The 11,312-nt window shown below is 42.3% G+C and carries 12 protein-coding genes; 2 read left to right on the plus strand and 10 right to left on the minus strand.

What is annotated here, in order from left to right; all coding sequences use genetic code 11:
- Window positions 1-96: 96 nt before the first annotated feature.
- Together D8877_RS11585 and D8877_RS11590 are read left to right on the plus strand one after the other, a co-directional pair.
- A complete protein-coding gene (locus D8877_RS11585) occupies window positions 97-639 on the plus strand; it encodes a histidine phosphatase family protein (protein WP_125353378.1) in 543 nt (180 codons plus the stop codon).
- A 77-nt stretch (window positions 640-716) separates the two neighbouring features.
- Window positions 717-1,193 carry a YcxB family protein gene (locus D8877_RS11590; RefSeq protein ID WP_125353380.1) on the plus strand — a complete coding sequence of 159 codons (477 nt, stop codon included), beginning with the start codon at window positions 717-719 and terminating at the stop codon, window positions 1,191-1,193.
- A 47-nt stretch (window positions 1,194-1,240) separates the two neighbouring features.
- Here D8877_RS11590 and D8877_RS11595 read toward each other — a convergent pair whose 3' ends face one another.
- From D8877_RS11595 to D8877_RS11640, 10 genes are all read right to left on the minus strand, one after another.
- The gene (locus D8877_RS11595) at window positions 1,241-1,855 is read right to left on the minus strand and encodes an HAD-IA family hydrolase (RefSeq protein WP_125353382.1); all 615 of its coding nucleotides are present in this window, start codon (window positions 1,853-1,855) and stop codon (window positions 1,241-1,243) included.
- On the minus strand, window positions 1,852-3,129 hold the full coding sequence (locus D8877_RS11600; protein WP_125353384.1) for an MATE family efflux transporter: 1,278 nt from the start codon (window positions 3,127-3,129) through the stop codon (window positions 1,852-1,854). The genes D8877_RS11595 and D8877_RS11600 overlap by 4 nt, the downstream gene beginning before the upstream one ends.
- 183 nt (window positions 3,130-3,312) lie before the next feature.
- On the minus strand, window positions 3,313-4,248 hold the full coding sequence (locus D8877_RS11605; protein WP_061591893.1) for a YitT family protein: 936 nt from the start codon (window positions 4,246-4,248) through the stop codon (window positions 3,313-3,315).
- Window positions 4,235-5,989 (minus strand): aspartate--tRNA ligase, encoded by a 1,755-nt coding sequence (gene aspS / locus D8877_RS11610; RefSeq protein ID WP_125353386.1) that lies wholly within the window; start codon window positions 5,987-5,989, stop codon window positions 4,235-4,237. The genes D8877_RS11605 and aspS overlap by 14 nt, the downstream gene beginning before the upstream one ends.
- Before the next feature lie 169 nt (window positions 5,990-6,158).
- Window positions 6,159-6,371 (minus strand): hypothetical protein, encoded by a 213-nt coding sequence (locus D8877_RS11615; protein ID WP_125341505.1) that lies wholly within the window; start codon window positions 6,369-6,371, stop codon window positions 6,159-6,161.
- 76 nt (window positions 6,372-6,447) lie between these two features.
- Entirely contained in the window at window positions 6,448-6,810 is a 363-nt protein-coding gene (locus D8877_RS11620) for a hypothetical protein (protein ID WP_125341504.1), read from the minus strand.
- Window positions 6,810-7,904: a hypothetical protein gene (locus D8877_RS11625; protein ID WP_125341503.1), complete on the minus strand. Its 1,095-nt coding sequence runs from the start codon at window positions 7,902-7,904 to the stop codon at window positions 6,810-6,812. The genes D8877_RS11620 and D8877_RS11625 overlap by 1 nt, the downstream gene beginning before the upstream one ends.
- 29 nt (window positions 7,905-7,933) lie before the next feature.
- A complete protein-coding gene (locus D8877_RS11630; protein WP_125341502.1) occupies window positions 7,934-9,880 on the minus strand; it encodes a hypothetical protein in 1,947 nt (648 codons plus the stop codon).
- Window positions 9,881-9,883: 3 nt separating this feature from the next.
- The gene (locus tag D8877_RS11635; protein WP_125341501.1) at window positions 9,884-10,252 is read right to left on the minus strand and encodes a hypothetical protein; all 369 of its coding nucleotides are present in this window, start codon (window positions 10,250-10,252) and stop codon (window positions 9,884-9,886) included.
- A 12-nt stretch (window positions 10,253-10,264) separates the two neighbouring features.
- Window positions 10,265-11,312: type VII secretion EssC family protein (locus D8877_RS11640; RefSeq protein WP_125353388.1), on the minus strand; the 1,048-nt coding region annotated here is incomplete at its 5' end.

An 11,312-nucleotide genomic window follows, 5' to 3' on the forward strand; every position in this document is an offset into this window, starting at 1 on the left:
GTTTATTATAACACGAAAGGCGGACAAAGACAGGAACAGCGGCGTGGAAAATAGGTAGAAAGTGAATTGAGATTTAAATTTTGCTATAATCATCCTATGAAAAACACTTACTATTTTATCCGTCATGCGCATTCTAACTATACACCTGATGAAATCAACCGACCATTATCAGACAAAGGGCAAGAATCCTTGGCGCAGCTTGACTTTTTAGCAGACAAACCCATTACCGCCATTTATTCCAGTCCTTACCGAAGAGCCACCCAGACGGTTGAACCTTTGGCTCAGAGCCTGAAACTCGCTATTCAAACCGACAAACGGCTAATAGAGCGAAAGCTAAGTAGTCAAGCGATTGCCGACCAAGATTTTGAAAAATCCCTCATGCAACTTTGGTCTCAGCCGGCATTTTCACTCGTTGGTGGCGAGTCTAATCAACAAGCTCAACAGCGAGCCTTAGCCCTTCTTCATGAACTGGAAAGCAAGCATCAAAACGAAGAGATTATCATTAGCTCTCATGGTAACCTTATCTGCATTTTACTAAGCGCATTCGATTCCAGCATTGATTATAACTTTTGGCATAATCTTTCCATGCCAGATGTGCTAGTTTTAGATAAAGACGAAAGAATCACTCACCTCCCATAAAAGATGGTATCGCCTAGCAAGATTCGACTAAATCTTATCGCTCATATATGTTATAATATAGAAACTGGAGGTAAAAGATGTTTCCAATCCGTATTACAACTCTTATGACTGAAGAAGTTTATAAAAGATTTTCATGGGCTATTCTCGTGCGACGAAAAGGATTTGTATTATACATAATCATACTGATAATCGGGCTGTTCACCTACGTAATGCTCGGCCCATTAGAGGAAAAGATAATATCTATCATATTGGCTCCCCCTATTTGCGCCTCTATGTACTATTTTGGCATGAATTATCAGATAAAGAGAGCCTATCAAAAAAATCCTTTATTTCAGAACATGGAGGTCACTCTGATATTTGACAGAGAGTCTTTTATAGCAAGAAACATACGTGGTGAATTTCGCTATACCTATGATGATATTGTCAAGGTCATTATGACAAAGCAAGATTTTTATATCTTGATAGGGGAGAGCACTGGTTTCCCTATTGAAAAAAAGAACTGCACTCCCGAGGCTCTTGAGTTCTTGCTGGAACTTCACATTGAGCATATGTAAAAGAAAAAGCAGGCTAGACTGACAGTAGATCAGTTCTGGTCTGCTTTTTATTTTGTAAATAATTGCTTGATATCCACCAACTTCTCTATTTTCTGATTGATTTCTGGTCGGTAGTCACAGAAGTTAATGCTCTGGATGCCACTATTGACTGCAACATCCACGTCCAGCGTCCGATCGCCGATATAGTAAGTTTCCTGCTTATCCAGGCCATATTTATCGAGCAGATAGTCGACACCTTCTGGGTGGGGCTTGCGCTCAAAGCCGTTGGCTGTTGTGATGATTTCTGTAAAATAGTCATAAATACCCAAGTCTCGTAAAATTTGATGGGCATTGAGTCCCTTGTGGGTATAGACGAACTGGGCAATGCCCTGCTCTTCAGCCCAGGCTAGTATCTCCGCAGCTCCTTCCATCAGATGGACCTGAACATTCTTTTCCTTTAGACTTGCTCCACGGAAGGCATTCATATCAGCAGCATCCAGCCCTTTCTCAGATGCCACTTCCTCCAAGAGCTTCTGGACAGAGTGCTTTAGGATATAGCTGTGAATACTCGCCCTGTCGAAGTCCAGACCATAGTGAGCATAGGTTTCCTCAATCCCTGCCAAAATAGCATCGTAGGAGTCCAGCAAGGTGCCGTCCAAATCCCAAATAAACGCTTTTGTCATGTGATTTCCCTCATTTTTCTGTCAAATAAAACCTTTAAAAATAGCCAGCGGAAGCCATTGTCCAAGAGCATCCCAGTCCAGACTCCCGGCAGACCCAAGCCAAAAGTCACTCCCAGCAAGTAACCGACAATAATGCGAATCAGCCACATACCAATAGCCGTGGCATAAAAGGGCAGTCTGGAATTGCCCAGACCCTGCCAGATAGCTGTGTAAATCACGGTTCCGACTGCCATGGGAGTTCCCAGCAGGGAGAAAAGCATGACCGAAAGACTGGCTGTGATAGCTCCGCTATTATCCGTATAGAGCAAGGTCAGCGGCCGACCAAAAGCAAAGATTCCTAGAGCCACAGGTAGCATACAAGCAAAAGACAGCCAGAAGGCCCTCTGACGAATCAGACCGACCTCTTGCATATCTCCCTCCCCCACCGCATGGGCGACCAGCATGACTGTTGCTGTCGCAACCCCAAAGGCAGGCATATAGTTAAACTGAGTCAGGACTTCACCAATGGCATTCCCCGCTACTGCGTCCGTCCCAAAGACGACCACAATGGCAATGATAACTACATCACCCGCCCGCATCATGAGCCGCTCTCCAGCAGCTGGCAGAGACAGGCGTAAGAGCTCTCCATCTAAGCCCCAGCGCCAGCGGATTGTGGACAAATCCAGCTCCCGCCAGAGAATCAGCACACCGACCAAACGAGCCAGCACCGTTCCCAACGCTACACCGACAATACCAAGCCGAAAGACGTAAATCCCCAGACCGGAAAAGAGGGCATTGAGGACATTGGTCAGAAGACTGACATACATGGGAAATCTAGGATTGCGCGTGACCCGCACTAAAGCACCAAAAGAAGTCATCAAGCCTAGCAGAACAATTGTCCCACCAACCAGAGCCAGATAAAGACCACCTGCTTCAGCCACCGCTTTTTCCGTCCCTAGAAGATCCAGCATCTGCCTGCCAAAGAGCAGGGAAATCAGCCCCAACAGAAGACTCAGAAGCAAGGTTAGCTTGATAGCCTCAGCTGTATGATAGGCCAGACGCTTCTTGTCCCCCTGAGCCAGAGTCTTGGAGATGAGACTGGAAATAGCAGCCCCCAGCGCGATAAAGATTGCCTGATAAATCGTAATGATGTTGCCGGCCACCGAGACACCAGAAATAGCAATCAGCCCAAGACTGGCCACCAGATAGCTGTCGACCATTCCCATGAGCATCTGCAAAAAGTTCTCCGCCATAGCCGGCAAGGCGATATTCATGATTTTTTTATAAGTCGTCATAATCTGAAAATCTCCTGCATTTGTATATCCTTTCTCACTTGAGATTTCCACCCTCCACAATAGAGAATAGAAAGCGGTGGGACTATTGTCCTACCGCATATTAATCTCCTATCTATAAAAACTTGTTTTAAGCACAAACTCCCACACTATACTGCTTCGCATTCCCAAACTCAATGAATATCTTCACTCCTCAACAAAGAGTCCTAAGATATGGACATTATCTGCGACGGAAACGAAGGCAGCTGGGTCGGTCTGCTTCATGATTTGCTTAAATTCATTAAACTCAGCTCGGGTGATAACAGTCACCAGAACAGCTTTTTTCTCATGATTATAAGTTCCCTCAGCGCCATGGATTACTGTCGCCCCACGATGCAGCTTGTTGTGAATCTTATCAATCACCTTGTCCGGATGGCTGGTGATAATCATAGCCTGCATACGCTTCTGCTTGGTGAAGACAGCATCCGTCACCCGGCTTGATACAAAAATAGTAATCATGGAGTACAGCGCATACTCCCAGCCAAAGGTCAAACCCGCAATCAGCATAATAATCCCATTAACAATCAAGGAAATATTCCCGACATTCCGGCCCGTTTTTTTCCGAACAGTCAGACTGACAATATCAGTCCCACCGCTGGAAATGCTGGACTTAAGGGCAAAACCAATCCCCGTGCCCATGACCACACCACCGAAAAGGGCGTTGATAATAGGATTATCAGTCAAAGTCACTTCTGGCACAAACTGGATAAAAAGCGAGCTCATAGTAACCGTGATAAAGGTGAAAATGGTAAACTTATGCCCAATCTGGTACCAGGCCAGGATCATCAGTGGAATATTTATGGCGTAAAAAGTCACAGAAACCGGAATGGTAAAACCAAAGAAACGAGTACTGAGGGCAGTAATGACCTGCGCCAAACCAGTCGCCCCGCTGGAATAAACATGCCCCGGCTGAAAGAAGAAATTGACTGCGACAGCTGACAAAAAGCCATAGACAAGCGAGGCAGAAATCTTCTCATCGTACTTCTCACGCGAGATACTCTTTAAAGACCGCAAAATCTTAAAATTATAAGCAAATCTGCGGACATAATAGCGAAAGAGTTTGTAAAAATTAGTCTTCTTCATGTGCTTCCACTTGTAAACTTAATTCCTCTAGTTGAGCTACCGACACTGGACTAGGTGCCTGTGTCATTGGATCAGAAGCCTTATTATTTTTCGGAAAGGCGATGACTTCGCGGATATTTTCTTCACCAGCCAAGAGCATCACAAAGCGGTCCAAGCCCAAAGCCAAACCACCATGCGGTGGAAAACCATAGTCCATAGCCTCCAGAAGGAAGCCAAACTGCTCGGCAGCTTCTTGAGCCGAGAAGCCAAGCGCCTTGAACATCCGCTCCTGCAAGTCTTTCTGGTTGATCCGAAGACTGCCGCCACCTAACTCATAACCATTGAGGACGATATCATAGGCCACAGCCCGTACCTTGCTCAGGTCGCCTTCCAGCTCTTGCTCAGAATCTTTCTGAGGCAGGGTGAAAGGATGATGGGCACTCATGTAGCGGCCCTCTTCTTCTGACCATTCAAACATGGGCCAGTCCACTACCCAAAGGTAGTTAAATGTATCAGGGTCAATCAGGTCCAGCTCTTTGGCCAAGCGTACACGAAGAGCTCCCAAAGCAGCGTTTGCCACTTCCAAAGTATCAGCCACAAAGAGAACCAGGTCATTATTTTCAAGCTGTAAAGCATCTGTCAACTGACTTGTCAAGTCTGTCAAGAACTTAGCAACTGGACCAGCTAGCTCACCATCAGTCACCTTCACCCAAGCAAGGCCCTTAGCACCATGCTGTTTTGCTTGCTCTGTCAGCTTGTCGATATCCTTACGAGAGTATTTATCTGCAGCATTTTTCACCACGATTGCCTTGACAGCTGGAGCTTCTGAAAAGACCTTGAAGTCAACTCCCTTGACAAGCTCTGTCAAGTCCTGCAACAACATCTCAAAACGAGTATCAGGCTTATCAACCCCATAAAGAGCTATGGCATCATCATACTTCATACGAGGGAAAGGCAGAGAAACATCAATACCTTTGGTCTCTTTCATGACACGAGCAATCAAGCCTTCTGTAATGTCCTGAATCTCCTGATCAGACAAGAAAGAAGTCTCCAAGTCCACCTGAGTAAACTCTGGCTGACGGTCACCGCGCAAGTCCTCGTCCCGGAAGCATTTAACAATCTGGTAATAACGGTCGAAACCAGCATTCATCAAGAGCTGCTTGGTAATCTGCGGACTTTGTGGCAGAGCGTAAAAATGCCCCTGATGAACCCGACTAGGCACCAAGTAATCACGTGCTCCTTCTGGCGTTGACTTGGACAAAAATGGTGTCTCTACATCAAGGAACTCCAGCTCATCTAGATAGTTGCGGATAGAGTGAGTCACTTTGGCACGGAGCTTGAAGTTCTCCAGCATCTCTGGCCGGCGCAAGTCCAGATAACGGTAGCGCAAACGCGTATCGTCATTCACCTCGATGCCGTCTTTGATTTCAAAAGGCGTCGTCTTGGCTGTATTTAAGACAGTCAGGCTTTCCACATGCAGCTCCACGCTTCCTGTCGCCAGCTTGTCATTGGCCTGCTCACGCGCAGCTACCTTACCTGTCACCTCCAGAACATACTCACTGCGCAAACTTTCTGCGGTCGCCATGACCTCAGCAGCCACAGTCTCAGGATTGATGACCAGCTGCATAATGCCTTCGCGGTCGCGCAAATCAATGAAAATCAGACCGCCCAAATCCCGACGGCGGGCTACCCAGCCCTTCAAAGTGACTTCCTGACCAACATGCTCCTTGCGAACACGCCCAGCATACATAGAACGTTTCATCTTTACTCTCCAAATTTTTAATTCTGTTACTATTTTACCACAAAGCGCCTAAGAAAGCCCTTCTGTCCGTTCTTTTTCTGAAAAATATTAAAGCTCCGCATGACTAAGGCTGACAGTTATGACAAAAGGCCTGAGTCAAAGACCCCAGACCTACTGTCGGCTCTATAGATTATTCCTTTTTCTTGCTATCCTCATAGAGACTGGGCGCAAACGCTTTTGTCACCATGGCCGTCACGAAGCGAAAACCTCCCGCTGCCAGACCAAAAATCGGCGCTAAAGCACGGAAGAAAAAATCCTCCCGCATAAAATAACAAAGCAGACCTGTAATCACAAAGATAGCCAAGCCCTGCACCAGAACCACTAATAATATTTTCTTCATCATTCCCTCGACTTTCTATAGACTATTATAGCATAAGGGAGAGGAGAAACTATCCTAAGGAGTAATAAATGCAGAATGATTAAGAAGGAAAGTCATTATATAGGTCTATTTGTTTTTGAGTATAATGTTTCTTTGTGTTCATATCTGCATCGGTTAGACCATTGGAGTATTCCTGCAGTGCTCCTCCATCTATCACACGCCCCATCTCAGTATCTATTCTAGTAAATTCATCAGCCACCGCATTCAAATATTCATCGAATGATTCAACGACCGGAACTAAATCTTTCGTTAGTGCTTTCACCTCATTTGTAGCTGAAGCAAAATTAGCAGTTGCAGAAGATTCAATTAAGCTAGAACTTTTGTCCTCAAGTCGACCACTCATATCTTCAAAGCTATGCTCAATCCCTTTAATATGTTCTGGTAATATCCGTTTTCGTCCCATTATTTTGTTTTCCTTTCTTGTACAAACTTCAAAAAATCTTCACTTATTTTAGCTTTATAGTAGCGTAAAAACTCTTCTTCATTCTGAATCACATGCTCTTTTCCATCTTGAGAATTTTCAGCAGGAATTGTAACATCTTTAAATATATTGCTTCCTTCTGGAAATCCGAGTTTAATCATCTGTATCTTATAGCTTATGTCCCGTTTATCACCAAGAAGATAAAAGATATTATGCTCGCCACTTTTTATAAGTTCATAAGCTTTTGGCTCTTTTTTTGCTAAAAGAGAAGAAGCCGTTTTATCAAATCCTTTAGTAAAGAATATATATTCCCCCATGTAACTTATATTGTTAGCTTCTAATTTATCATCTAAAGCAGGTAAATTATACAGTTGTAATTTAAATTCTTGATAAGGGTATTCAATGTCGATATCTGTTTTTCCCGAAACTGTTTTTTCAACAAATTTACCTTTTTCTAAATCCAATAACGCAAAGATAGGTTTCTTTTTCTTCTTGTCTCCTTTTTTTACAAAGACTACTGGCAGATAGTCGTGGCCTTGATCGGTATAAATTCCTGTCACAGTACTTATTTCAGCCATATCAAAAGGTATGTAATCTTTATTGTATTCTCGAGTTAATTTAAATATATCGTAGGTTTTCTTTTCTAAATTTTTACTTTTTGTGTCATAGACATCTATATTCCAATACTCTCCATTTTCTGGGATATTGGTCGAGAGAAATTTAGACTGGCCAGAACTTGCATTCATCCTCCTAGGGAAAGACTTCAACCTATAGTCTTGAGTGATAATGAATCGCTCTCCTACTATAGAATGAAAGTCACGATCAACTATTACATCATTTGCAAGATCTTTAGCTTCTTTAATTTCTTTTTCGGACTTCTCGTAATCCCATTGAACAACAATTCCTTGCTTGTCTTTTATAAACTGATAAGACTTTATTTCTCCTTTAACTTGCCAATATTTATATTGGCTCACCTCATGAACCTTATACGCTCTATAGGCAACAAAAAGTCCGATAAGTAATAAAATAGAAATTACTAAATTCCTCAAGCGCTTGTTTTGAATAATTTGTTTCATGCTTACTCCTTATAAACAGACATTCCAACTTAATTAAAAACAGGGAAAGGATACTTTTGCTCAAGGTATTTTACAAACTCTTCTCCATTACTTCCCCTTTTTAGAGGATTATCCATAGCTTTTATAGCTTCCCATAATTCTATGACTTGCTCTTTACTCATATCCTCTAATTTGAGCTTAGAATTTTCATCACCGGTTACATATTGTACAATCTCATTGCTGAAGCGAGATTTAATCACTTTTTTATATTCGTTCATCTGTTCTTCGTTTAGCATTCCTGAGACACCCTTATCATTCAATTCTGCCAATCTCAAGGTTCCTTCGAGGCGATAGAATCCAGAACCTGATAGCGTACCTTTCTTCCGATCGTCAAGAACTGTGCCTCCTTTACCAATCAGAGCGTCTTTGAGTACTTTAATCTCTTTTGCTTCTTTTTCGTTAAGCTTATCAAATGTAGTGGCGATTTTCGCTATCGAAGCAGCTCCTAATTTGTATCCTTTGTTACCTTCTGGATACGCTGTTATAATACTACTTGCATCACTTGTTGTCAACGCTCTCGCAAATCCTAGCCCCGTTGAAGCGCTAGGACTGTAAACCATCATAGTACCTATAGCCAAATCTCTCAAAAGTTCAGCTACCGCTTGTTGTTTCTCTTGGTCAATTGTTTGTATTCTAGATACAGCTTCTTGTGCTCTAGCGCTATTGTTACCTGGAGCAATTGAAATTACTCGTTTTCTAAAACCAACTCCATCCTCAGGTTTTTTTCCAATTGTATCCCAACCTGGATAATCCACGGCTTCTATACCCGAAACTGATCCTCTTGTATAATATACTAAATCTTTATCTTGAAAACCAAACTTAATTATCTGAGGATCATCTATCTTTTCATTTGTACCAGGCGGAGTATAAAATTTCCTACTGAATTTTGTTTTATATAAATCATCTGTCAGTCTTATTAATATGTTAATACTGTCTTCTTTCTTGAATAATGCAAAATCCATTTTTTTATAATCACTATCATTTGCATAATATGCATCCAACATTTCATTTTGATGAGATACACCCACAGCAATTGCAGCTGTATTTATATCATCAAGCCATCTCTGACTATCAGCGTATGACATCTCCCCAAAAGGACCGAAAAAGTCGTCTAGTTTTTTTGTGTCCTCATTTGAAATCCAAAGAGCTATACCTGTTGCCATAATATACTTGATTTCCATACGTACATTTTCAGCATTTGCTTTTGTAATCTGTTTTTGATTATCACCATAGACAGAGTCTAAGGCGATAGCTTCGTCTGAATTTTGAAGACCGGTGACTGGATTTACATAAACACCTTGAGCTATCATATTAAACACAGCCTTTGGTGAAAAATTCAGTGTGATTTGTGCCTGACCAACAGTCCCCTTTAAAGCTGAAATGGTCCCAATTACTTGCTGTAAATTTGTGTTAAAGGTATCATGTGCTGCTTGAAAAGGTGTATGGGTGTTGAGACGAGCAGTAGCCGCATCTTGTAATCCATTTGTAGCATCATTTGTGATATTAGAAATATCTATAGCTCCTTCACCTAAAACTTTAGCAGCAGTATCCAATGCTGTTTGTAAATTCTTATCCACAGTTAGAACGCTATCCTTTTGATCACCTGTTAATTTTGTCCGAACATCACTATTGCCTGACTCACTAGTCCAAGCTTCTTTACCAAAACCTATACCACTAACAGATGATGAAAAACCTTCAACAATTTTCGCATAATTCCCTAAAGCTTCCGGAATTTTGTCAAATATCTGAGTTTGCAAATCATTCAAGCTTTGTAAAAAAGAACTAATTGCTATACCTTCTGAACCTTCAATTTTATTATTGAACGTTCGAGCAGTATCATTTGTTGCGGTATCTAAAGCTTTTGAAAACTGACTAATAGATTCACTATATTGTTCTATTCCTGGTAGGTCATGTACCTTAATAACATCATCACTCATTAGTTAATCCTCCTTTGTATTAGCAATCTCTCTACTCAAGGCATTCATGCCTGAACGTAATCCTGCTGCATCTAATTTTAAACTATCAATTTTCGTTTGCAATTTTGTCATCATATCTGTTTTTTGTGTTTCATATTTCGTTGATGTATCAGTTAACAGTTTTTGCTCATTAGTTGCTTCTTCACCATACGGTTTCCCTGCCAAATTATAGGTTGCTTTAATTGACTCTTCATCATTTAATAGATAAGTAATTTTTGTAGAAGTAGCTGAAAGTCCTTCTAAGGCACTTTGTAATTCAATAATTTTCCCAGTTATTGTTTCGAAATCTCCTGATAATTTATTTAACTGAGCCAGTAGTAACGCTTTCCCCATTTTATTCCCTTTCTATATCATTAATGCTTTCATTTTACTTGCTAATCCGTCTGCTACATAGTAGTGCTCTTGCTCTTCTAACTGTGGTTCGCGGATAGGTTTGTTTGTGACAGTTAGAATATTCTGATCCGTCAATCTCATTGAGACAATAGCTTGTTTATAGTTTCTAATTGTCTTAGAAACAACATCTATTTGCTTATACAGCTGGCTGCCACTCATCGAAACAGAAGCATAGCCAGCTCGCAGTCCTTTTTCCAGAATGTAATTGAGAGAGGTCTGGTCATCAAGACTCAACTCACCCATTAATTCCAGTTGATTAAATAGAATGACAGTTGCTTCATGCTGATTGTTGCGCTTTTCCAAGCGCGCCTTGACATTTTCTTCCATTGCAACAATTCCAGTCTGATATTCTTCTGGACTAGCAAGAATCGTCACACCTTCCATCTCAGGCAAATTATGATACTTCGGCGCCAATACAATCACCTTCTGCTTGCCTCGCGCAATCTGCTCAGTCAAAGCACTCATCTGCTCTTCCTTATCTGTTAAGTAGAGAAGATTGCCCTTAGAGAGGTTCCAAGTAATTGGTTCAACCGTCTCCATGTCCAATCCTAGTGGTACCAAGCCCTGCTTATAAGCTGCTTGGACACTAGCCCGGCTATAGAAGTCCGCCTCCGTCAACTCCTCTGGTACCATCGGAATAGCACTTGGGCGCTGTCCAGTCCAGGCTTCTTGGAGAGAAGCGACTTCTTGACGCAGGTTGTTAAGAACTTGCGCATCATTGGCACCCGCTACTGGCAAAGCCAGCTGGATGACATCAACCTCGTCACGCTTCATGAGTGCCCGACCCTTGATGTCTTCCATGGTTTTCGCAAGCGGGGTAGAGCCCACGATAGAGCGTACTTCTCCTACATCATTCTGTGGCAGACTCAGCTGGTGCTTGAAGTTGGCGTAGAACTGCGCCCGAAGGTTGGACTGACGGCCCGCTGTCACCAGGAGGTGAACACCGATGCTGAGACCTTCACGAGAGATTCGCACCAAAAGTTTGAAGAGCTCCGCTTCA

This window comes from Streptococcus sanguinis (assembly GCF_003943735.1).
GTDB lineage: Bacteria > Bacillota > Bacilli > Lactobacillales > Streptococcaceae > Streptococcus > Streptococcus sanguinis_E.

Coding starts and splice junctions, on each gene's coding strand:
- D8877_RS11585 (WP_125353378.1), top strand. CDS start 97: ATGAAAAACACTTACTATTTTATCCGTCATGCGCATTCTAACTATACA.
- D8877_RS11590 (WP_125353380.1), top strand. CDS start 717: ATGTTTCCAATCCGTATTACAACTCTTATGACTGAAGAAGTTTATAAA.
- D8877_RS11595 (WP_125353382.1), bottom strand. CDS start 1,855: ATGACAAAAGCGTTTATTTGGGATTTGGACGGCACCTTGCTGGACTCC.
- D8877_RS11600 (WP_125353384.1), bottom strand. CDS start 3,129: ATGACGACTTATAAAAAAATCATGAATATCGCCTTGCCGGCTATGGCG.
- D8877_RS11605 (WP_061591893.1), bottom strand. CDS start 4,248: ATGAAGAAGACTAATTTTTACAAACTCTTTCGCTATTATGTCCGCAGA.
- aspS (WP_125353386.1), bottom strand. CDS start 5,989: ATGAAACGTTCTATGTATGCTGGGCGTGTTCGCAAGGAGCATGTTGGT.
- D8877_RS11615 (WP_125341505.1), bottom strand. CDS start 6,371: ATGATGAAGAAAATATTATTAGTGGTTCTGGTGCAGGGCTTGGCTATC.
- D8877_RS11620 (WP_125341504.1), bottom strand. CDS start 6,810: ATGGGACGAAAACGGATATTACCAGAACATATTAAAGGGATTGAGCAT.
- D8877_RS11625 (WP_125341503.1), bottom strand. CDS start 7,904: ATGAAACAAATTATTCAAAACAAGCGCTTGAGGAATTTAGTAATTTCT.
- D8877_RS11630 (WP_125341502.1), bottom strand. CDS start 9,880: ATGAGTGATGATGTTATTAAGGTACATGACCTACCAGGAATAGAACAA.
- D8877_RS11635 (WP_125341501.1), bottom strand. CDS start 10,252: ATGGGGAAAGCGTTACTACTGGCTCAGTTAAATAAATTATCAGGAGAT.